Source organism: Pseudomonas sp. AN-B15 (assembly GCF_019056475.1).
GTDB lineage: Bacteria > Pseudomonadota > Gammaproteobacteria > Pseudomonadales > Pseudomonadaceae > Aquipseudomonas > Aquipseudomonas parakoreensis.
The window spans coordinates 1,293,852-1,316,170 of sequence record NZ_CP049737.1; the positions used below are offsets into that span (position 1 = coordinate 1,293,852).

A 22,319-nucleotide genomic window follows, 5' to 3' on the forward strand; every position below is an offset into this window, starting at 1 on the left:
ACCGCATGGCTCTCACGTGGCCGGCTTCGCTGCGCCCGTCAGAAATGACGTGGGGCATCGTCAACAACAGCAGGGCGTTCACATCGACGCTGTCAAATGCCCAGCAGATCGTCGGCTACCCGGGCGCTTACTGGCAATGCACCTTGACCTTTGGGGTGCTGACCAGAGAGCAGGAGCGCGAGCTTTCAGCGTTTCTCGGGCGACTGGATGGGATGTTCGGCACCTTCAACCTTCCGGCCTTTACCCGCCGGCGCACCAACAGTGTCGGCGCGCTCTCAGTGGTCACCGGCAACGCGCAGGCGCGGTCAATGATCATCGGCGGCGCAACGGCGAACGCGCCCGCTTTCAGCGCCGGCGACTACATCACCATCGCCGGCGAGATGTTTGAAGTCACTGATCCTGCATCAGCAAATGCGCAGGGCAGGGTGACGGTGTCGCTCAACAAGCGGATCCGCAGGACGCTCACGGCCGGTACCGCCGTCGAGTACCTCAACCCATATTCAGAAATGCGCATGACCACCGACACCTGGGCCATGTCCGTAAAGCCGGTGATCGCCAACGGTAGCTACCAATTCAGGGAGGCGTTCTGATGCCATCAGCATTCCCGTTCAGCCAGAACGTGGTGAACATCATCGCGACCGGCCGATTCATGCCGGTGTATGCCGTGCAGCTCGACTTCGTCGACGGCATGGTCTTCGCGCATACCGGTACCGGTGATCTGGTGATCGACGGCATTACCTACCTCGGCGTGGGCAATTTCGGCCAGGTCAGCCAGTCGCAGGAGAGCGACAACTCCGGCTCGCCAATGTCGGTCGAGCTGACCCTCAGCGGTCTCGATGCCTACATCCTTTCCGAAACCAACGTCCGAGGCTGCCGTGGGCGGATGGCCAAAGTCATGTTCGTGGTGTTCGACGAGGCCGGCAACTACGCGGCGGACATTCTGTTCTCCGGCCGGATGGACGCGGCGAAGTTCTCCTTCGCTGGCAATGGCGAGGACGGCAACAGCATCACCGTCCCTGTTATTGACCGCATGGCCGAGTGGAGCCGCACCGGCACCGAACGATTCACTGACGAAAATCACCGCGCGCGCCACCAGGGCGACCGGTTTTTCTACGCCATCGCCCAGATGTCCGAGTGGCCCATTTACTGGGGCTCGAAGAAGGACGCACCAACATTCACCTATGGAAGCTAGCCATGCGCTACCGAGACTGGACAACACGTCTGAACGAAACGATCAAGGCCGCCCAAGAGCGGCCTTTTTCATGGGGCGAATTTGACTGCTGCCTGTTCGCCGCCGACTGCACGGTGTCGGTGTGTGGCGTTGATCCGGCGGAGAACTATCGGGGCAAGTACACGACGGAAACCGGCGCCAAGCGGCAGCTGAAGAAGCAGCACGGCAGCCTTGAGGCGGCGTGGGATGCCCATTTTGCAAGGGTACCGCTGACGTTCATCCAGCGCGGTGACGTGGTGCTGTACGACGCCCCCGGCGGCCGAAGCATGGCTGTTTTCTGGGCTGGCGATTATTGGGCAACAACCGACGACGGCGCAGCCCGTGTCGTATGCGAGCCACTGGCCGCGTGGAGGGTTGAATGAGCGGCGGCGTCAGAAAACTTGCCTCGGTTGTAGTCGGTGCGGTTGTTGGTTTTGCCCAAGGTGGCCCGTGGGGAGCGGTCGCCGGCGCCGCGCTGGCCTTTTACGCATCGGAGCAGCAGGAAAAGCTCAATACCAAGTCGCCACTGCGCGACAACGAGCCGTCGGCGCAGACTGTTCGGTCGTCGAAGGCGCCGGTCCGTTTCATCCTCGGCCGCGTTTCAACCGGTGGCGTGCTGGTCTGGGCGCAGGAGCAGGCCGGTGCGCAAGGTGAGGGCGAGTGGCTGCACCTGGTGTACGTGCTGTGCGAGGGCCCGATCACCGCGCTTGAAAACATCTACCTTGGCGAGGAAGAGATCGGCAGCTACGGCGCGCAGGCGACGTATGAGCTGGTGGTGAATCCGACTCAGGTGAACGCTTTCCTGAAGGCCAACTGCCCAGACTGGAAGGACAGCCAGATCGGCCGGGGTCTGTCGTTCGTTCGGGTTTCGCTGCAGTACAGCGCAGAGAAATTCCCGTCGGGCATCCCGGACACCCGTTTCGTGGTGCGCGGCCGCAACGACGTTTACGACCCGCGCACCGGTACCGCTGTTTACAGCGCCAATACCGCGCTGCACCTGCTCTGGTTCCTGCGCGCGCGTTGTGGCGTGCCGGACGACGAGATCGTGTTCGAAACCTTCGCCAGTGCTGCCAACGTGTGCGACGAGGCCCTGACCAATGCCGATGGCTCGACCAGCCAGCGCTATCGCAGCGGCTGTGTGATCGGCGCGGACGAGCAGCGCACGGGTGTGCTGCAGAAACTGGAAGCGGCCTGCGGTGGCCACCTGATCCGTGTTGGTGGGCGCTGGATGCTTCAGGCTGGCGCGTACTACGGCCCGTATGACTTCGAAATCACCGAGGACATGGTGATCGGCACTGTCACCGGCAGCACCGAGCCGACCAACGACTCGGCGATCAATACCGTCCGGGGCACGTTCATTGATCCGTCGCAGTCGTGGACGGAAACCGACTACCCGGAGGTCAGTGTTGCTCAGTGGATCGTCGAGGATGGCGGCGAGGCGGCAGAAACGCTGACCTACTCCTACGTCACCGATCCGTATCAGGCCCAGCGCCTGGCGAACATGGAGTTGCGCCGGCGCCGCGCGGGCGGGGCGATCAGCATTCCGATGAACTTCGCCGGCTACAACTGCCGGCCGGGCCGCGTGGTGCGGGTCAACCTGCCGTCGCTGAACATCCTGGGCGAGTTCATCGTATCGGACTGGTCAATGGGCGACAGCGAAGGCTGCACCGTCCAGGTCAAACAGTACGAGGCGGCGATCTTCGATGATGCCGTGGGCCAACCGTACAACCCGATCGGATTCATCAATCTGCCGGCCGGCGGTCTCGGTACCCCGAGTGCAGTCACGTGGACGCAGGACACCACCGCCGAGGTAACTCAGGGCGTGCTGTCGTGGCTTCCACCGACAGGCATCGTAAAGGAATACATCGTCATCGTTCGGCAGGGCGCTACCGCGGTGCAGTCGCACAACGTTCCGGCCACCTCGACGGAGATCGCCATTAACGGCCTGCCGTCTGGAAACTACACAATGAGCGTGGCGGCGGTTGGGCCGATGGCGCGTTCCGGTGAGGCAACGATCACCGTCAGCATCAACGGGCCGCCCATTCCAGAGAGCTGCGTGGTGCAGTCCTCGATCGACAGCATCGTGCTGATCCCAAGCAATTCACAAAATGGGCTGAACGGAGGCACCTACGAATACTTCTTCAGCACTTCGCCGACGGCAACGTCTGCGGATGCCGAATATCTGGGGCAAGGCCTGACCTTCACCCACAACGGGCTGGGGTTCTGGACCAACTACTACTACTTCATCCGCTCATCGAACGCCTACGGGAAAAGCTCCTTTCTATATGTGCCGGCTCAGACCTCAAACGATGTATCGGCATACCTTGCGGCGCTGGCCGGGAAGATTGGTCGCACAGAGTTGGGACAGGACATCGTCGACGAAATCGACAAAATCCCAGGCTTGCAGGAACAGATCGATGCGCTCGACGGGCTGAAGGGTTACAACCCCGACGATACCTACGAAGAGTACGACCTGGTGGTGCAGGGCAAGCGCATCTATCAGGCGACTGGGCCGGTGCCGAAAGACACGCCTCCGCCGAACCCTGCCTATTGGCTCGACGTTGGCCAGACCGTTGAGACGGCTAATGGACTTGCCCAGCAGGTTGCCACCAACACTGCCGAGATCACTGAACTCGACGGCGTGGTTACGGCCCAGGCAACGGCCTTCGAAGCCCTGCGCGCCTCCTATCGAGACGATGATGGCGCTGGTGATCTTGCAGACGCGATCAAGAGCTATACCAGCACCGCTTCGCTCGCATCGGAATCGAAGGTTCGAGCCTCCGAAAACGAGGCAATGGCAAGGCGCGTCACGACGTTCGACGCGAAAATCGGAGAGAACGCTGCCAACATCACCGAGCTTGAAGAGGTGGTGGCCACTAACGAATCAGCGACCGCGACGAAAATCGACCAATTGAATGTTTCCGTCGGGCAAAACTCGACGGCCATTCAGCAGACCTCGACCGCCTACGCGGACACGGCCGGCAAGTTGAACACGATGTGGTCGGTGAAGATGCAAGTCACGGCGAATGGGCAGTACGTCGCGGCTGGCATCGGTCTTGGCATCGAAAACACCGGTGCCGGGCTGCAGAGTCAGTTCCTGGTCAGCGCTGACCGGTTTGCCATCGTCAACACGATTGCCGGCGGCGCCATCTCGGTGCCGTTTGCAGTGCAGGGTGGCCAGGTGTTCATGAACTCGGCGTTTATTCAGGACGGCAGCATCACGATGCTGAAAATCGGCCAGTACTTGCAATCCGACAACTATGTTGCCGGTGCTCTGGGTTGGCGCTTGGATAAAGCAGGAAACCTCGAGTTCAACGGGCCAGCGCCCGGTGGCGGGCGACTGACGATGACCAACAGAGCGATAAAGGTGTTCGATCAAAACGGCGTGAAACGGGTGCAGCTTGGAGATCTGGACGCATGACCTATGGAGCAAGAGTCTGGGACGAGAATGGCAATCTCGGGATGGATACCAACAGCTTTACCTATCAGGTGCTGTGGCAGGGCGTGATCGACTTCAGCGGTAGCACGCCCAGCTACACACTCAATATTCCAGGCTTCAACCCAGCCAACTGCGTGTTCATGATCATTCCGACGCGTGCACAGGATGTGCAGTCGTCAGAAACAGACGGTAGCGGCAATGCCAAGTCCTATCCCTATGTCACGACTGCCGTCGGCCAAGTGATTGTCAGGCCTAAGAATCCGTCAGCCAGCGCCTCGACAATTCAGACAAGGATCGTCGCCAAGGGCTACGCCATCAGGTATTCGACATGAGTTACGGCTTTCAGAGCATCAATGACAACTCGTTTGTTCAAATTGATTCGGAGGCACCCAGGCTCTGCCTTCTCACCAAAGGTACCTATTCCGGTGTTGCAACTGCATCAGGTACGTTTGCCCGGGCGGTGACCAGCCAAGACCCGCCAATGGTGTTCATTCGTCCTGATCAGGGAGGCGCGATTCAGGTTCCCATTTCAGTGTGGTTTACGGGAGGGCCGGGTAACTGGACTGGCTTTGCCATGAACGCGTCACGGGTGAATGAAACCCTCAGCGGGCAGTATTTCGTGGCGGCATGGGCTTCGATGGGTACCGCTGCTTATGGGATGCGGCTGTGGGATGGCGCTGGCGCGCTTGTTTACGACAGCGGCGCCCCGGCGGTGGTCGTTACGTTCGCTGCTGGCAACTGGACGTATCTCGGAACCGAACAGCTCAGTGTTGGGCGCCGGTACTTATGGGGTATCAACAAGAGCCTCGGGGTAGGTGAGTACGTGTCCCTCAATCCTTTCACGATGAACTGCCACAACGACGGTACCGGTGGCGGCTGCGCTCTGGGAGTCGATTACGCTGGCGGCCGCATCATGATGTACAGCCTTGCCTTTACAGCCTGGACTGACCAGGGCCATCGCCCATTTCTCTGCGCCAAGTTGCTGGCCTGAAACCTTTATTTCTGGAGATATACAATGCCTTGGTACAAGACGGGAACGGTCTCTGTCACCCAAAATTCCAACGCGGTGACAGGCTCGGGCACCGCATTCATTGCCAACAGCCGGGTCGGCGATGGCTTTCGCGGGCCGGACGGTCGCTGGTACGAGGTGACCAACATCGCCAGCAATACGGCTCTGTCGATCTCGCCCAACTACGAAGGCCCGACAGCGGCCGGCGGCTTCTACTCGATCATGCCGGTACAGGGCTACCAGAAGGATCTGTCCGACCAGGTGCGCGCCATCCTCAATGACTACGGCGAGAAGCTGGCGGCGCTCGGGACTACTGGGAACTACGACATTTTGCCTCCCAGCAAGGGCGGCACGGGCATAACCGATCTTTCCGTTTTCATCGAAGGGCTGTTGAATGACACGGACGCACCAGCGGCACGCGCCACGCTGGAGGCGGCGAAGTCTGGCGCGAACGGCGATATCACCTCCATTACAGGGATGACTACAGCTCTCTCTGTGTCTCAAGGTGGTACGGGAGGGAAAACACAGGCGGCCGCGCGAACTGGCCTCGGATTGGGTAGTGCGGCTGTTCTGGAAGTTGGCACGGGTGCTGGAACTGTCGCCGCTGGCAACGACCCCAGGATGACAGGCGCTGTGCAGACTGGCTCGGCAGCCAACGTTGCAACTCTGCGGTTGAATAATGCTGCAACTTTGTCCAGTAGCGCCGGATATTTTATCTCTAGCGCCACGTTTTTCCCCCCTGGGTATCGCTCAAGTAACGGCGGTACGTCCAGTTCGAGTACTTGGAATCTCTTTTGGGGTTCCGGCATGCAGGTGTGGGTGGATGGCACTAACACTGGCACGATTCAGTACACCGCGTCGGATGAGCGCATAAAGGATGAAATCACTTACGTTCAAGATACCTCTGGCGACCTCTCGCTAGTTGAGTCACTGCGGCCGGTTACCTACAGATTTTCACAGCGTGGGCCGGTTGCTCAGTCCGGCATAAAACGAGGTTTCATCGCTCAAGATGTAATGGTATCGGATTCAGCGCTGGTGACTGGCGAGATCATCGAGGGCGAAACGAAGGACAATATCACCTCAATTCTTTCGCTCGACTCACTCGGTCTCGTTTCCTATCTGGTTGGTGCAGTGCAAGAGCTTTCGTTGAGAAATAAACAACTTGAAAGCCGAATCAGCGCGATTGAGCCAAGTTCATAACTGCCGGTTTTCGAATCCACCCGCCATTGAGCGGGTATTTTTTTGCCTGGAGAAAAGTGATGCCTGTAACCGAAAAAGATCGCGACATCCTTGCCCGCACGCTTTGGGGCGAGGCCCGAGGTGAAGGCCCGGCCGGACAAGTAGCCGTGGCCTGGACGATCCGCAACCGCGTGTTCGATGGCAAGACCAATTCGTGGTGGGGCGAGGGCTACGCCGGCGTGTGCCAGAAGCCTTACCAGTTCAGCTGCTGGAACAAGACTGACCCGAACTATCAGTTCCTGATCGGCGTAAAGGAAATCCCGTTTCGCGAGCTGGCGCAATGCCGAATCGCTGCTGATCAAGTGATCGACGGCAAGGTGCCGGATCCCACCGGCGGCGCCACGCATTACTACGCTACCAACATCAAGGCGCCGGCCTGGGCGGCGAAGGCCAAGCAGACGCTCAGTTTGGGTGGGCACGTCTTCTTCAGGGATGTGCCGTGATGGTCGTTCCGTGGAAAGCGGTTGGCGTGCTGGCGCTGGTGCTGATCGGCGCTGGCAGCGCCTGGCAGTTTCAGGACTGGCGCTACGGCAAGCAGTTGGCCGAGCAGTCCCAGCAGCACGCCGAAATCCTCAATCAACTGACCCAGGCCGCGGCCACTGCACAGCAGGCCGAGCAGGACAAACGGCTGGTGCTCGAGCAGAAGCTGGCGTCCAGTGAGCAAACCCACTTCAGGAAAATGACCGATGCCCAACGTGACCAAGATCGTCTTCGCGATCGCCTTGCCACTTCTGATTTGCGGCTGTCAGTCCTCCTCGACGCAACCGACGCTGCCAAAGGCTGCGACGTGCCAACCACCTCCAGCACCGGCGGCTTGGATCATGCAGCCGTACGAGCCCGACTTGACCCGGCGCATGCTCAACGAATTATCGCCATCACCGACACCGGCGACCGGGGGCTGATTGCCCTGCAGGCGTGTCAGGCTTATATGCGGGAATTGCAAAAATAGGAGTTGTGTTGGGTCGGCAGGACGCCGCAGGCGGGTGTGAAAGTCTTCCCCAAAACGCAACCGTTTGGGCCAATGTTTATTGGGTTCTGAACAGTCGCAAAATCGGGTGGTTTTCAGTGCTGATTTACGGCTCAAGGCCTTGATTTTAAAGGCCTTGATCGATTCTTATGCGGCATCCCAGGCTTTGATGCCGAAAAGGTGCAACGTTTTACTTGAAACGGTCAAGGAATCGCCCCCTTTACAGGTGCTGGAAAAAAATGGTGTCGGATTATGCCATGACCAACGCGTTTCGGGCGGCCACGGTTGTCGTAACGCTGCAAAACCTGTGGGAGCGAGCCTGCTCGCGAAGGGGCCGTGCCAGGCAATATCTCTGTTGAATCAGGCACCGCATTCGCGAGCAGGCTCGCTCCCACAAGGGGACTGCGTTCCAGCAGTGCGACATAGGTGCAGCGGTCAGACGTATCCTGAGCGGCTAATATGACCGTTCAACGCTGTCGATTGTCTGAGATTTCCGCTTTATGCAAACCGCTTACACCGTCCTTATCCTGCTGATGCTGGTCAGCGTCTCGCGGCTGGTCGGACGGGTCATCCCGCTGCCGCTGCCCCTGGTGCAAATCGCCGCCGGTGCCTTGCTGGCCTGGCCGACACTGGGCCTGCACGTGGCGCTGGACCCCGAATTGTTCCTGTTTCTGTTCCTGCCGCCGCTGCTGTTTTCCGATGGCTGGCGGATGCCCAAACGCGAGTTCTGGCATTTGCGTGGGCCGATCCTGACGCTGGCGGTCGGCCTGGTGCTGTTCACCGTGGTCGGTGCCGGGTACTTCATTCACTGGCTGTTGCCGACAATTCCACTGCCGGTGGCCTTCGCGCTGGCCGCGGTGCTGTCGCCGACCGACGCCGTGGCGGTGTCGGCGATCTCGCAGAACCGTTTGCCGACACCGCTGATGCACATACTGCAGGGCGAAGCCTTGATGAACGATGCTTCGGGTCTGGTGACGTTCAAGTTTGCCCTGGTTGCGGCGGTCACCGGAGTGTTCTCACTGGCCAATGCCAGCCTGACCTTCGTGCTGGTGGCGGTCGGAGGCTTGGCCGTCGGCGTGGTGCTGAGCTGGCTGGTCGGGCGTTTGCGCGCGTGGATGATCGCCCGGGGCTGGGACGATCCGGCCACCCACGTGGTGTTCATGTTGCTGCTGCCGTTCGCGGCTTATGTGTTGGCCGAGCGGTTGGGCGCTTCGGGCATCCTGTCGGCGGTGGCGGCGGGAATGATGCAGAGCTGGCTCGATCTGTTGCCACGACAGACCAGCACTCGCTTGCTCAACCGTAGCGTCTGGTCGCTGCTCGAATTTGCCTTCAACGGTCTGATCTTCCTGCTGCTGGGTCTGCAATTGCCGGACATCATCAAAGCGGTGGTCAGCCACGAGCCGACGTTGTGGCCGACGCTGCTGTACCGAGGTCTCGACGTGGTGGCGATTTTCCTCGCGCTGGTGCTGTTGCGCTTTATCTGGGTGCAGAGCATCTGGCGCCTGTCGGTGCTGCTGCGCCGTTTGCGCGGCAAGGGCGACCTGACGCAAGTGCCGACCGCGCGATCCTGCTGGCTGCTGACCGTCGGCGGTGTGCGCGGTGCGGTGACGCTGGCCGGTGTGATGTCGGTGCCGATGCTGATGGGGGCCGAGGCGTTCCCCGAGCGCGATCTGCTGATCTTCATCGCCGCCGGGGTGATTCTGTTGTCGCTGATTTGCGCCTGTATCGCTTTGCCATTGCTACTGCGCGGCATCGAGAAAAGTCCGGACGACAAGCGCCGTCAGGAAGTGCGCGACGCCTGGCGCAAGACCGCCGAGGCGGCGATCCATGCGCTGGAAACCGAAGAGGTCGCGCCGCAGGACGCTGCGCAGGCAGCACTCTCGGCCGAACTCAAGGCGCGGATCATGTCCGAGTACCGGCATCAGCTTGAGGTGTTCAACGATTCGGCGGAAGCCCAGGCGCTGGCGTTCCAGATGGATCTGCTGGAGCGCCGTTTGCGACTCAAGGCGTTGCGGGCGCAACGCCTTGAGTTGTATAGCCTGAGCCGTCATCACCAGATTGGTGATGACGTGCTCAGAGAAGTATTGAGCGAGCTTGATTTGAGCGAGGCAAATCTGGGGCAGGTCAAATAGTCCGATACGGACCTGGCGCGCTCACTGACTCGCGGGGTAGGGGTAAGCGTTCGACATGAAGGTTTTATCCTGTTCGCTGAGGTCCAGATTAATGAAGATCTGGAAGTCACCGAGCGTCCACGACTGGCTGACGGGATAGTGCATGATCGACTTCTGGTCGTACTCTGAGTAAATGCTTTCGTCGGGATTGCCGAGGTCAAAATACCAGTCGTGCAGTCGTTTGCGCGTCACGCTGGCCTGGTAGTTGTCCTCTTCCGGGTCGGCGGTTATTCCGTGTTGTTTATAAATGGCTGGTTTATCCCAGGGAATGTTTGCCGTGGGGTTGGTCTGTTCATGTTCTGCGCCGAGCATGTGACCGAACTCATGCATGACATTGGCTGCGAAATAACGTGCCTGGCTCGGTGGGTGTGGCCAGAGTCGCATGGTCGGCTCATCGGGATGTAACAGAGCATCGGTACCGATCAGAGAGGAAAACGTTCCCGGTTGACTGAGTATGCGGATATCGCCTTCTTCACCTTCGACGAAATCGAACTTCAAGTTGATGTGCGGCAACCAGTTGCTGGCGGCGGCGATCGTTTCGTCCTTGAATGCCTGCGTACCGTTGAGGAACGCGATGCGAAGTGTGCTGCCGGGAGTCCAGAATTTCGCCGGATTGTTTTTAGCCCACATGTTTTTGAATCTCCCAAGTACATTTAATGTTGCGGGAGATAAGTGTGTGTTCGAATTGTTTGTTTGGTTGAAGCCAGGTTGATTGCATTACGGAACATCCATGTTTTCATTCTTCAGGTTTAACTTCTCGGGTTGCTTGTTGTTCCCGACAAGTTGCTTTGAATGACGGATGCTAGGGGCTGAGGTTGAATCGGTAAATTGAATATATGTACGGTTTTATGACCGGTTACCGTGCCAGCAAAACTGGCACGGTAAAGACACTTACGACTGGCGAGAGACAAACGCGCGAATCCGCTCTGCGGCCTCGACGCATTCAGCCAGTGGCGCAACCAGGGCCATGCGCACACGACCGGCGCCCGGATTCACACCGTCTACCTCGCGGGACAGATACGAGCCTGGCACCACGGTCACGTGTTCTTGCTCGAACAGGTCGCGACAGAACGCCGCGTCGTCACCTTGTACGTTCGGCCACAGGTAGAAACTGCCGTCCGGACGCTGCACATCCATCACCGGGCTGAGGATCGCCAAGACAGCGTCGAATTTCTCGCGGTACAGCGCACGGTTGGCGCGCACGTGCACTTCGTCATTCCATGCCGCAACGCTGGCCAGTTGGGTTTGCACCGGCATCGCGCAGCCGTGGTAGGTGCGGTAGAGCAGGAAGCCTTTGAGGACATCGGCGTCGCCCGCGACGAAACCGGAACGCAGCCCCGGCAGGTTGGAGCGCTTCGACAGGCTGTGGAACACCACGCAACGCTTGAAGTCCTTGCGGCCCAGTTCGACACACGCGCTGAGCAGGCCTGGCGGTGGGGTCTGTTCGTCGAAATACAGTTCGCTGTAGCACTCGTCGGCGGCGATCACGAAATCGTATTCGTCCGCCAGGGCGATGAGTTTTTTCAGCACTTCGACCGGGATCAGCGCGCCCGTCGGATTGCCCGGCGAACACAGGAACAGAATCTGGCAGCGTTTCCAGATGTCGGGCGAGACCGCGTCGAAATCCGGGTTGAAACCGTTTTCGTCCAGGCACGGCAGGTAATGCGGCTTGGCCCCGGCGAGGAACGCGGCGCCTTCGTAGATCTGATAGAACGGGTTCGGGCTGACCACCAGTGCATCGTCACCGCGATTGACCACGGTCTGGGTGAAGGCGAACAGTGCTTCGCGGGTGCCGTTGACCGGCAGCACGTTGCGCGCCGGATCAATCCAGCCGCTTGGTACGCCGAAGCGACGTTCGCACCAGCCGGCGATGGCTTCGCGCAGGGCCGGGATGCCGAGGGTGGTCGGGTACACCGCCATCTGATCCAGATTGTTCGCCAGCGCTTCGGCGACAAAGCTTGGCGAACGGTGTTTCGGCTCGCCGATCGACAGGGCGATCGGGCGTTTGTCCGGGTTCGGCGTCACGCTGCCGAGCAAGGCGCGGAGCTTTTCGAACGGGTAAGGCTGGAGCTGGTTCAGAGCGTTGTTCATGGGGGCCTCGTTCAATGTGGAGAGAACTCCGTGGCGAGGGGATTTATCTCCGATCGGCTGCGCAGCAGCCGCAAAACCATCGCGTGCGGTGTAACGGATACTCCGCGATTGCCGGTTCGGGGCTGCTTCGCAACCCATCGGGGATGAATCCCCTCACCACAAAAGCCCCGGCAGCTATATCTGCCTCCACAGGGGTAGTTTGCTGATTCAAATACTGATGCGCGAAAGCTTGATATCCGGTTCCTGGTTGACGCTCAGTTGCTCGACGATTGCGTCCTGCAGGCGGCTGCACAGCAGCGGGTCGGAGAGCGGCTGGTTGTGGGCGTCGGTGATGAAGAACACGTCTTCCACGCGTTCGCCCAAGGTCGCAATCTTGGCGTTCTGCAGCGACAGGTCGAACTCGAGGAAGATCCCGCCGACCCGCGCCAGCAGGCCTGGGCGATCAGGGGCGGTGAGTTCCAGCACCGTCACCGGACGCTGAGCGTCGTTGTGGATCGTTACCTGCGGCGCGAAGGCGAAGTGCTTGAGCTGGCGCGGCACCCGGCGCTGGATGATCGTCGGGTAGTCGTCCGGATTGCGCAGCGCTTCGGTCAAACCGTCGCGAATCTGTTTGATCCGTGTCGGGTTGTCGCCGATGGATTCACCGTCGTTGTCGAGCACGATATAGGTGTCGAGGGTGAACTGGCTGCTTGAGGTGATGACCCTGGCGTCATGAATGTTCAGGTTGAGCTGATCCATCGCGGCCACGGTCACGGCGAAGAAATCGTGTTGATCCGGCGCATAGATGAAGATCTGCGTGCCGCCCTCGAACTCGCGCTGGGTGGTTTCCTTGATCAGCACCAGCGGGCCGCCATCGGCCGGTTGCTGCAGGATCGCGTCACTGTGCCAGGCCACGTCGCCGGCGGTATGACGCAGGAAATAGTCATCGCCCAGTTGCGCCCACAACTGCTCGACGTCGTCCGGATCGGTGCCGCCACGCACGAGGATGTCCAGTGCGGCACTCTGGGTCTGGCGGATCTGCTCTTCGCGATCCACCGGGTTTTCCAGACCACGACGCAGAGCGCGTTTGGTCTCGGTATAGAGCTGGCGCAACAGGCTGGCGCGCCAGGAGTTCCACAGCGTCGGGTTGGTCGCGTTGATATCGGCAACCGTCAGCACGTACAGGTAGTCCAGACGGGTTTCGTCGCCGACGATCTGCGCGAAATCATGGATCACCTGCGGATCGGACAGATCCTTGCGCTGCGCGGTGGTCGACATCACCAGGTGATTCTGCACCAGCCAGACGATCAGGCGGCTGTCCCACAGCGGCAACTGATGGCGCTGGCAGAACGCTTCGGCATCGACCGCGCCGATGTCCGAGTGATCGCCATGCCGGCCCTTGCCGATGTCGTGGTACAGGCCGGCCATGTAAATGAGCTCAGGCTTGGGCAGTTTGGCCATGAGCTTGGCGGCCAGCGGGAATTTTTCCGACACCTGGGTGTACTGCAATTTACGCAGGTGTTTGATCAGATTCAGCGTGTGCGCATCGACCGTATAGATGTGGAACAGGTCGTGCTGCATTTGCCCGACGATAAAACCGAACTCCGGCAGATAACGCCCGAGGATGCCGTAGCGGTTCATCCGGCGCAGGTTGCGGTGCACGCCGATCTTGCACTTGAACAGCTCGATGAACAGGCTGGTATTGCGGATATCGTTGCGGAAATTGTCGTCGATCAGGTGCCGGTTCTCGCGCAGCAGACGAATGGTGTCGGCGCGCACACCTTTGATTTCCGGCTGCTGGGCCATCAGCACGAAGATCTCGAGCATGGCGAACGGCGTGCGGCGGAACACGTTGTCGTTGCGCGCTTCGATGTAGCCGTCGTGCAACTGGAAGCGCGAGTTGATCGGCTGCGGCGGCGCTTCGTCTTCCGGGGCGAGGATGACTTCCTCGAAATGCTGGATGATCAGGTCGCTGAGCTGGGCGATGCTCATCACCACGCGGAAATACTGCTGCATGAAGTTTTCGACCGCCTGTTTGGCGTCGTCGCCTTCAAAGCCGAGCAGGCCGGCAATGGTCCGTTGATGATCGAACAGCAGACGATCTTCGGAGCGACCGGCGAGCATGTGCAGGGCATAGCGCACTTTCCACAGAAATTCCTGGGACGACGCCAGCAGGGCGTTTTCGCTCTCGACCAGAAAACCTTCGCCGGCGAGGGCGCGCAGGTTCAGGGTGCCGTACTGACGCCGGGCCACCCACAGAATCGTCTGGATATCCCGCAGGCCGCCGGGCGAGCCTTTGACGTTGGGTTCCAGGTTGTATTCGGTGTCGTTGTACTTGTGGTGACGGGCCTTCTGTTCGGCGCGCTTGGCCAGGAAAAACTCCTTGGCCGGCCACATGTGGGCCGTGCTGGTGACATCAAGCATGCGCTGACGCAGGCGCTCGGGGCCGCAGATGGTGCGGCTTTCCATCAGGTTGGTGACCACGGTCAGGTCGGCACGGGCTTCCTCGGCGCATTCATCGACCGAGCGTACGCTCTGGCCGACTTCCAGGCCGATGTCCCACAGCAGCGTCAGAAAACGCTCGATGGAGTCGCGGAAAACTTCGTGATCGGCGCTGTCCAGCAGGATCAGCAAGTCGATGTCGGAATAGGGATGCAGCTCGCCCCGGCCGTAGCCACCGACCGCGACCAGCGCGATGTCGGCGTCTTCGCTCCAGTTGAACTGCTCCCAGGCCTTTTGCAGGATGTTGTCGACGAACCATGCGCGGTCTTCGATCAGGCGGCGGATGTCGCGGCCATTGCGAAAACGCGTGTCGAGGACCTCGCGCGCCTGGCGGATCGCCTTTTTGAACGCCGCGATAGGACTCGCTTTCAGGGCCAGTTCAGCCTGGAACTGGCCGCGGTCGAAGAGTTCGGGATCCACCTGCGGCATCGATTGGCTTTCCTTCTATAAAGGTGGGAGCGTTCTAGGGGTCAGGCCGAGACGCGCGGGATGGTGTCGTCGGCGCGCAGGGTGAAGATCTCGTAGCCGGTGTCGGTCACCAGCAGGGTGTGTTCCCACTGCGCCGAGAGCTTGCGGTCTTTGGTGATCGCGGTCCAGCCGTCGCCCAGCACCTTGGTGTCGGCCTTGCCCTGGTTGATCATCGGCTCGATGGTGAAGGTCATGCCGGCCTTCAGTTCCATGCCGGTGCCGGCGCGGCCGTAGTGCAGGATCTGCGGTTCTTCGTGGAACACCTTGCCGATGCCGTGGCCGCAGAACTCGCGAACCACCGAGAAGCCGTTCTTTTCCGCGTGCTTCTGGATGACTTCACCGATGTCGCCGAGGCGGCAGCCAGGTTTGACGATCTCGATTGCCTTGTACATGCATTCCTGAGTGACCTGCGACAGGCGCTCGGCCCAGACGGGCACTTCGCCAACGTGGAACATGCGGCTGGTGTCGCCGTGGTAGCCGTCCTTGATCACGGTGACGTCGATATTCAGGGTGTCACCGTTTTTCAGCGGCTTGTCGTTCGGGATGCCGTGGCAGACCACATGGTTGATCGAGGTGCAGATCGACTTCGGAAAACCCTTGTAGTTGAGCGGGGCCGGAATGGCCTGCTGCACATTGACGATGTAGTCGTGGCAGATCTGGTTCAGTTGATCGGTGGTCACGCCCGGTTTGACGTGTTCGGCAATCATTTCCAGCACATCGGCGGCCAGTTTGCCGGCGACACGCATGCCAGCGATGTCCTCGGGGGTTTTGAGGTTGACGGTCATACAGGCTCTCTCTGCGCTCGGCGGCGCTTGCTGATACGGATAGGGTGGCAGGTGTACGTTTTGCGACCCTGAAAAACCCGATTCTAACAGACGAAAGGCGCAAATCCGCGCCTGCGTACATCGTCTCTCTCTATACAATGGTGTGCCTGACGGCGATTCCAAGGGGGCTGCGCCCATGTCCCTGGTGCGAATACAGATTCCGGGTTCCGTTTCTGCGCGCCCTGTGGTATAAAATGCGCCGCTTTCCGGGGATGCCCCGAGAAGCTTAAATCCACACACGTGTCGACACGATGACCTGGGTGCCTTTGGCTTTATGCCACTGGTTGGTCATTGGGATACGTGGAGGCCAAACCCGACTTATTAAGGAACTATCATGTCCCAAGTCAACATGCGCGATATGCTGAAGGCCGGTGTGCACTTCGGTCACCAAACCCGTTACTGGAATCCGAAAATGGGTAAGTACATTTTCGGCGCGCGTAACAAGATTCACATCATCAACCTTGAAAAAACCCTGCCAATGTTCAACGAAGCTCTGACTTTCGTAGAGCGTCTGGCCCAGGGCAAAAACAAGATTCTGTTCGTCGGCACCAAGCGTTCCGCTGGCAAGATCGTTGCTGAAGAAGCAGCACGTTGCGGTTCGCCGTACGTCGACCACCGCTGGTTGGGCGGCATGCTGACCAACTTCAAAACCATTCGTGCTTCCATCAAGCGTCTGCGTGACCTTGAAGTTCAAGCCGAAGACGGTACTTTCGCCAAGCTGACCAAGAAAGAAGCGCTGATGCGCTCCCGTGACCTGGAAAAGCTGGATCGCTCCCTGGGCGGCATCAAGGACATGGGCGGTCTGCCAGACGCACTGTTCGTGATCGACGTTGACCACGAGCGCATCGCGATCACCGAAGCCAACAAGCTGGGCATCCCGGTCATCGGCGTTGTCGATACCAACAGCAGCCCGGAAGGCGTTGACTACATCATCCCAGGCAACGATGACGCAATTCGCGCTATCCAGCTGTACATGGGTTCGATGGCTGACGCAGTGATCCGTGGTCGCAACAATGTTGCTGGCGGCACTGTTGAATTCGCAGCTGAAGAAACTCAGGCTGCAGCTGAGTAATCGACGCCCTGGCGTTGACTCAGTAAGCAAAAAGGGGGCTTGGCCCCCTTTTTGCCACCTCGAAAACCGTTTGTTGGCGCCCACGTGTGGCAGCGCACCTCCTGCATTTGTAACGTGCAGCAGCTACAAGGTGTTTCGGGAAGAATTGAACGCCCGTTCGATCGGGTGGAATGGTTGAAAACCTATCCAAGAGGAATTTGAAAATGGCAGCAATTACTGCAGCGTTGGTTAAAGAACTGCGCGAGCGTACCGGCGAAGGCATGATGGACTGCAAGAAAGCCCTGGAAAAGGCTGACGGCGACATCGAAAAAGCCATTGATGACATGCGTGCTTCGGGCGCGATCAAGGCTGCGAAAAAGGCTGGCAACGTTGCCGCTGAAGGCGCAATCGCAATCAAGGACGACGGTAAAGCTGCCGTTATCCTGGAAGTGAACTCGCAGACCGACTTCCTGGCTCTGCAAGACGACTTCAAAAACTTTGTTGCTGCCAGCGTAGAAAAAGCCTTCGCTGACAAGCTGACCGACGCTGCTCCGCTGATCGCTGCTCAAGAAGCCGCTCGCGAAGCACTGGTTGCCAAAGTAGGCGAAAACGTCAACATCCGTCGTCTGACCCGTATCGAAGGTGACGTTGTAGGTTCCTACCTGCACGGCAACAAGATCGGTGTTGTTGTGGCTCTGAAAGGCGGCGACGTCGAGCTGGCCAAAGACATCGCGATGCACGTAGCTGCAAGCAACCCTGAGTTCCTGCTGCCTTCGCAGGTTTCGGCTGAAGCGATCGAGCGTGAAAAGGCTGTGTTCCTGCAGCTGAACGAAGAGAAGATCAAAGGCAAGCCAGAAAACATTGTTGAGAACATGGTCAAAGGCCGTATCAGCAAGTTCCTGGCAGAAGCGAGCCTGGTTGAGCAGGCGTTCGTCAAGAACCCTGAGATCAAGGTTGGCGAGCTGGCCAAGAAAGGCGGCGCAGAAATCGTTTCCTTCACCTACTTCAAAGTAGGCGAAGGCATCGAGAAGCCGGTCGACAACTTCGCTGAAGAAGTTGCTGCCCAGCTGGCTGCCGCCAAGCAATAAGACGGTTTTTCAACTGTCGCCCGAAAGAGGCTGCCCGCTCACGCGCGCAGCCTCTTTTCAGATGGGGTTACCAGTTTTTAATTGGTTTCCGCTGGGAACTGACTTACAAAGCCAGGTTCCGATGGCGCTGAAGCAGCGCCAAGCTAGAGTGAACGGCAGCTGTAAAACAGCTTGCACAGAATTTTTTAAATACGCCGCAGGAGAGATTCGCAATGGCTCAGCAGGGCAGTGGTTATCAGGCTCGCTATAAACGCATTCTACTCAAGCTTAGCGGCGAGGCCCTGATGGGCTCGGAAGAGTTCGGGATCGATCCAAAAGTGCTGGATCGGATGGCGCTGGAAGTCGGCCAGCTGGTCGGCATCGGCGTACAGGTCGGTCTGGTGATCGGCGGTGGCAACCTGTTCCGTGGCGAGGCCTTGAGCAAGGCCGGCATGGATCGGGTGACAGGCGACCACATGGGCATGCTGGCCACTGTGATGAACGCCCTGGCCATGCGCGACGCGCTGGAACGTGCCAATATCTCGGCCATCGTGATGTCGGCCATTTCCATGGTTGGCGTGACCGATCACTATGATCGCCGCAAAGCCATGCGCCACCTGAACTCCAAGGACGTGGTGATTTTCGCCGCCGGTACCGGCAATCCGTTCTTTACCACGGATTCGGCAGCCTGCCTGCGTGCCATCGAAATCGATGCCGACGTCGTGCTGAAAGCGACCAAGGTTGATGGCGTCTACACCGCAGACCCGTTCAAAGACCCGCATGCCGAGAAGTTCGATCATCTGACTTATGATGAAGTGCTGGATCGCAAGCTGGGCGTGATGGATCTGACTGCTATCTGCCTGTGCCGCGATCACAAGATGCCGCTGCGCGTATTCAACATGAACAAGCCCGGCGCCCTGCTGAACATCGTGCATGGCGGCGCTGAAGGCACTCTGATCGAGGAAGGTCAACAATGATCAACGAAATCAAGAAAGACGCCCAAGCGCGTATGCAGAAATCCCTGGAATCTCTGAACCACGCGTTCGGCCAGATTCGTACCGGCAAGGCTCACCCGAGCATTCTCGGTAGTGTCATGGTGCCTTACTACGGCACTGACACCCCGCTGAGCAGCGTCGCCAACGTCACCGTGAAAGATTCGCGTACCCTGCAAGTCGTGGCTTTCGAGCGCAACATGCTCGCTGCCGTCGACAAGGCGATCCAGAGCGCCGGTCTGAACCTCAATCCGACCAACCTGGGTGAGTTGCTTTTGATCCCGATGCCTGCCCTCACCGAGGAAACGCGCAAGGGCTTCACCAAGCAGGCTCGTAGCGCAGCGGAAGACGCGCGCGTTGCCGTGCGCAACATTCGTCGTGACGCATTGGGTGAGCTTAAAAAACTGGTCAAGGACAAGGAAATCAGTGAAGACGAAGAACGTCGTGCCATCGCTGATATCGATAAGCTGACCAAAGAATCCGAGGCCCAGATCACCAAGGCCACGGACGAGAAAGAAAAAGACCTGATGGCCGTATAAGGGTCGCGTTTCAATGGAAAAGACCAAGCAGTCTGCGCCGTCCGCGGTGCCGCGCCATGTCGCGATCATCATGGATGGCAATAATCGCTGGGCGAAAAAACGCTTTATGCCGGGTGTCGCCGGGCATAAAGCCGGCGTGGATGCTGTGCGGGCGGTAATCGAGGTGTGCGCCGAGGCCAAGGTCGAAGTGCTCACTCTGTTCGCCTTTTCCAGTGAAAACTGGCAGCGCCCGGCCGATGAGGTCAGTGCCTTGATGGACCTGTTCTTCAAGGCCCTGCGTCGTGAGGCCAAGCGCCTCAACGACAACAACATCAGCTTGCGCATCATCGGTGATCGCTCGCGCTTCCACCCTGAGCTTCAGGCGGCGATGCGCGAAGCCGAGGCCATGACCGCCGGTGCCAACCGCTTTATTCTGCAGATCGCCGCCAACTACGGCGGTCAGTGGGATATTGCCCAGGCGGCGCAACGTCTGGCGCGTGAGGTTCAGGCCGGGCATCTGCGTCCGGAAGACATCACTCCGGAGCTGTTGCAAACCTGTCTGGCGACCGGCGACCTGCCGCTGCCAGACTTGTGCATCCGCACTGGTGGCGAGCACCGCATCAGCAATTTCCTGCTGTGGCAACTGGCGTATGCCGAGTTGTACTTCTCCGACCTGTTCTGGCCGGACTTCAAACACGAAGCCATGCGCACTGCGCTGGCCGATTTCGCTTCGCGCCAGCGTCGCTTCGGTAAAACGAGCGAACAGGTCGAAGCTGGAGCCCGGGTTTAATGCTTAAACAACGAATCATCACTGCGCTGATCCTGCTGCCGATCGCTCTGTGCGGTTTCTTCCTGCTCGAGGGATCCGGTTTTGCGCTGTTCATCGGTCTGGTCGTGAGTCTGGGTGCCTGGGAATGGGCGCGTCTGGCGGGCTTTACCGCGCAGTCGTTCCGTGTCGGCTTTGCCGTTGTCGTCGCGCTGATGCTGTTCGTCATGTACGTCCTGCCGGGCCTGGCCCCTTGGGTGTTGGGCGCTTCGGTGTTGTGGTGGGCGGTGGCGACTTACCTGGTGCTGACGTATCCACGCTCAAGCGAGCATTGGTCCACAGCAGCCACCAAACTGGTGATCGGCTTGCTGATCCTGCTGCCGGCCTGGCAGGGACTGGTGCAGATCAAGCAATACCCACTGGGTAACTGGCTGATCATGGCGGTGATGGTGTTGGTCTGGGGTGCCGACATCGGTGCTTACTTCTCCGGTCGTGCTTTCGGCAAGCGCAAACTGGCGCCGCAAGTCAGTCCGGGCAAAAGCTGGGAAGGCGTTTACGGTGGCCTGGCGCTGAGTCTGGTGATCACCGCGATCGTCGGCCTGGTTCGCGACTGGACGGTGGCTGAACTGCTCAAGGGGCTCATCGGTGCTGCGCTGATCGTCTTCATTTCGGTGGTGGGCGACCTCACCGAAAGCATGTTCAAGCGCCAGTCCGGCATCAAGGACAGCAGCAACCTGCTGCCCGGTCATGGCGGTGTGCTTGATCGCATCGACAGCCTGACCGCGGCGATCCCGATTTTCGCTGTATTGTTGTGGATGGCTGCACCGTGAGCCGTCCTCAACAGATCACTGTTCTGGGGGCCACCGGTTCGATTGGTCTGAGCACCCTCGACGTCATCGCGCGTCATCCCGAGCGCTATCAGGTGTTCGCCCTGAGCGGTTTCACGCGTCTGAGCGAGTTGCTGGCCTTGTGCGTGCGCCATGTGCCGCAATTCGCAGTCGTGCCGGAAGTGGCGGCGGCGCGTGGTTTGCAGGACGACCTGCGGGCTGCCGGTCTGCCCACTCGCATATTGGTGGGGGAGGAGGGCCTGTGTCAGGTTGCCTCTGCACCTGAAGTCGATGCCGTGATGGCCGCCATCGTCGGTGCCGCAGGCCTGCGACCGACCCTGGCGGCGGTGGAGGCTGGGAAGAAAATCCTGCTGGCCAATAAAGAGGCGCTGGTGATGTCCGGCGCGCTGTTCATGCAGGCCGTCCACAAGAGCGGCTCGGTGCTGCTGCCGATCGACAGCGAGCACAACGCGATCTTCCAGTGCATGCCGCAGGATTTTTCCCGTGGGCTGAGTACAGTCGGCGTGCGACGGATTTTGCTCACGGCTTCGGGCGGGCCTTTCCGCCAGACGCCGTTGAGCGAGCTGGCGCACGTTTCGCCTGATCAGGCGTGTGCGCACCCGAACTGGTCCATGGGGCGCAAGATTTCCGTGGACTCGGCCAGCATGATGAACAAGGGTCTGGAATTGATCGAGGCCTGCTGGCTGTTCGACGCCAAGCCGTCGCAGGTCGAGGTGGTGATCCATCCGCAGAGTGTGATTCACTCGCTGGTCGATTATGTCGATGGCTCGGTGCTGGCGCAGTTGGGCAATCCCGACATGCGCACGCCGATTGCCAATGCACTGGCCTGGCCTGAGCGTATCGACTCCGGTGTAGCGCCCTTGGATCTGTTTGCCATCGCGCGCCTGGATTTCGAGGCGCCGGACGAAGAGCGTTTTCCTTGCCTGCGCCTGGCGCGACAGGCGGCCGAGGCGGGTAACAGTGCGCCGGCGATGCTCAATGCGGCCAACGAAGTGGCGGTCGCCGCGTTTCTCGACGGACGTGTGGGTTATCTGGAAATCGCGAGTATCATCGAGGACGTGCTGAGCCTCGAGCCAGTGGTTGCGCTGGAGGATCTGGACGCGGTGTTTACCGCAGACGCGAAAGCGCGGACTCTGGCCGGGCAGTGGCTGAATCGTCACGGGCGATAGCCGTTGCAG

The 22,319-nt window shown here is 59.6% G+C and carries 21 protein-coding genes; 17 read left to right on the forward strand and 4 right to left on the reverse strand.

Annotated elements, in window-relative coordinates:
* The first annotated feature begins 5 nt into the window (after positions 1 to 5).
* The 10 genes from GTQ41_RS05840 to GTQ41_RS05885 all read left to right on the forward strand — a co-directional run bounded on the left by GTQ41_RS05840 (position 6) and on the right by GTQ41_RS05885 (position 9,996).
* Positions 6 to 590, forward strand: coding sequence for a hypothetical protein (locus GTQ41_RS05840; protein ID WP_217325465.1), 585 nt, complete (start codon positions 6 to 8; stop codon positions 588 to 590).
* Entirely contained in the window at positions 590 to 1,192 is a 603-nt protein-coding gene (locus GTQ41_RS05845; protein ID WP_047297606.1) for a hypothetical protein, read from the forward strand. Before GTQ41_RS05840 ends, GTQ41_RS05845 begins: the two co-directional genes overlap by 1 nt.
* A 2-nt stretch (positions 1,193 to 1,194) precedes the next feature.
* Complete coding sequence (locus tag GTQ41_RS05850; RefSeq protein ID WP_047297607.1) at positions 1,195 to 1,593, forward strand: hypothetical protein; 399 nt, start codon at positions 1,195 to 1,197, stop codon at positions 1,591 to 1,593.
* Complete coding sequence (locus GTQ41_RS05855; protein ID WP_217325466.1) at positions 1,590 to 4,631, forward strand: DUF1983 domain-containing protein; 3,042 nt, start codon at positions 1,590 to 1,592, stop codon at positions 4,629 to 4,631. Before GTQ41_RS05850 ends, GTQ41_RS05855 begins: the two co-directional genes overlap by 4 nt.
* The gene (locus GTQ41_RS05860; RefSeq protein WP_047297530.1) at positions 4,628 to 4,981 is read left to right on the forward strand and encodes a hypothetical protein; all 354 of its coding nucleotides are present in this window, start codon (positions 4,628 to 4,630) and stop codon (positions 4,979 to 4,981) included. Before GTQ41_RS05855 ends, GTQ41_RS05860 begins: the two co-directional genes overlap by 4 nt.
* Positions 4,978 to 5,640, forward strand: coding sequence for a hypothetical protein (locus GTQ41_RS05865; protein ID WP_121184008.1), 663 nt, complete (start codon positions 4,978 to 4,980; stop codon positions 5,638 to 5,640). The genes GTQ41_RS05860 and GTQ41_RS05865 overlap by 4 nt, the downstream gene beginning before the upstream one ends.
* Before the next feature lie 24 nt (positions 5,641 to 5,664).
* Entirely contained in the window at positions 5,665 to 6,858 is a 1,194-nt protein-coding gene (locus tag GTQ41_RS05870) for a tail fiber domain-containing protein (protein WP_217325315.1), read from the forward strand.
* 59 nt (positions 6,859 to 6,917) lie between these two features.
* The gene (locus tag GTQ41_RS05875) at positions 6,918 to 7,340 is read left to right on the forward strand and encodes a cell wall hydrolase (protein ID WP_047297611.1); all 423 of its coding nucleotides are present in this window, start codon (positions 6,918 to 6,920) and stop codon (positions 7,338 to 7,340) included.
* The gene (locus tag GTQ41_RS05880) at positions 7,340 to 7,846 is read left to right on the forward strand and encodes a lysis system i-spanin subunit Rz (protein ID WP_217325467.1); all 507 of its coding nucleotides are present in this window, start codon (positions 7,340 to 7,342) and stop codon (positions 7,844 to 7,846) included. The genes GTQ41_RS05875 and GTQ41_RS05880 overlap by 1 nt, the downstream gene beginning before the upstream one ends.
* Before the next feature lie 518 nt (positions 7,847 to 8,364).
* On the forward strand, positions 8,365 to 9,996 hold the full coding sequence (locus tag GTQ41_RS05885; RefSeq protein WP_041072355.1) for a Na+/H+ antiporter: 1,632 nt from the start codon (positions 8,365 to 8,367) through the stop codon (positions 9,994 to 9,996).
* Positions 9,997 to 10,017: 21 nt separating this feature from the next.
* Here the strand turns inward: GTQ41_RS05885 and GTQ41_RS05890 are convergent, their stop codons facing one another.
* The 4 genes from GTQ41_RS05890 to map form a co-directional block, all read right to left on the reverse strand.
* The gene (locus GTQ41_RS05890) at positions 10,018 to 10,665 is read right to left on the reverse strand and encodes a hypothetical protein (RefSeq protein ID WP_047291859.1); all 648 of its coding nucleotides are present in this window, start codon (positions 10,663 to 10,665) and stop codon (positions 10,018 to 10,020) included.
* A 261-nt stretch (positions 10,666 to 10,926) separates the two neighbouring features.
* Positions 10,927 to 12,126 (reverse strand): succinyldiaminopimelate transaminase, encoded by a 1,200-nt coding sequence (dapC, locus tag GTQ41_RS05895; RefSeq protein ID WP_047291860.1) that lies wholly within the window; start codon positions 12,124 to 12,126, stop codon positions 10,927 to 10,929.
* Between the two features lie 207 nt (positions 12,127 to 12,333).
* On the reverse strand, positions 12,334 to 15,036 hold the full coding sequence (locus tag GTQ41_RS05900; protein WP_047291863.1) for a [protein-PII] uridylyltransferase: 2,703 nt from the start codon (positions 15,034 to 15,036) through the stop codon (positions 12,334 to 12,336).
* A gap of 41 nt (positions 15,037 to 15,077) precedes the next feature.
* Entirely contained in the window at positions 15,078 to 15,860 is a 783-nt protein-coding gene (gene map, locus GTQ41_RS05905) for a type I methionyl aminopeptidase (protein ID WP_047291865.1), read from the reverse strand.
* Positions 15,861 to 16,233: 373 nt separating this feature from the next.
* Between map and rpsB the strand changes: the two genes are divergently transcribed.
* The 7 genes from rpsB to ispC all read left to right on the forward strand — a co-directional run bounded on the left by rpsB (position 16,234) and on the right by ispC (position 22,310).
* On the forward strand, positions 16,234 to 16,971 hold the full coding sequence (gene rpsB / locus GTQ41_RS05910; RefSeq protein ID WP_003222119.1) for a 30S ribosomal protein S2: 738 nt from the start codon (positions 16,234 to 16,236) through the stop codon (positions 16,969 to 16,971).
* Between the two features lie 203 nt (positions 16,972 to 17,174).
* Positions 17,175 to 18,038 (forward strand): translation elongation factor Ts, encoded by an 864-nt coding sequence (gene tsf / locus GTQ41_RS05915; protein ID WP_025110889.1) that lies wholly within the window; start codon positions 17,175 to 17,177, stop codon positions 18,036 to 18,038.
* A gap of 212 nt (positions 18,039 to 18,250) precedes the next feature.
* Positions 18,251 to 18,994, forward strand: a complete 744-nt coding sequence (pyrH, locus tag GTQ41_RS05920) for a UMP kinase (RefSeq protein ID WP_003222124.1) — start codon at positions 18,251 to 18,253, stop codon at positions 18,992 to 18,994.
* Positions 18,991 to 19,548, forward strand: a complete 558-nt coding sequence (gene frr, locus GTQ41_RS05925) for a ribosome recycling factor (RefSeq protein ID WP_047291868.1) — start codon at positions 18,991 to 18,993, stop codon at positions 19,546 to 19,548. The genes pyrH and frr overlap by 4 nt, the downstream gene beginning before the upstream one ends.
* A 13-nt stretch (positions 19,549 to 19,561) precedes the next feature.
* On the forward strand, positions 19,562 to 20,317 hold the full coding sequence (uppS, locus tag GTQ41_RS05930; RefSeq protein ID WP_041072340.1) for a polyprenyl diphosphate synthase: 756 nt from the start codon (positions 19,562 to 19,564) through the stop codon (positions 20,315 to 20,317).
* Positions 20,317 to 21,123 (forward strand): phosphatidate cytidylyltransferase, encoded by an 807-nt coding sequence (locus GTQ41_RS05935; RefSeq protein WP_047291870.1) that lies wholly within the window; start codon positions 20,317 to 20,319, stop codon positions 21,121 to 21,123. The genes uppS and GTQ41_RS05935 overlap by 1 nt, the downstream gene beginning before the upstream one ends.
* Complete coding sequence (gene ispC / locus GTQ41_RS05940; protein WP_047291872.1) at positions 21,120 to 22,310, forward strand: 1-deoxy-D-xylulose-5-phosphate reductoisomerase; 1,191 nt, start codon at positions 21,120 to 21,122, stop codon at positions 22,308 to 22,310. The genes GTQ41_RS05935 and ispC overlap by 4 nt, the downstream gene beginning before the upstream one ends.
* Positions 22,311 to 22,319 lie beyond the last annotated feature (9 nt).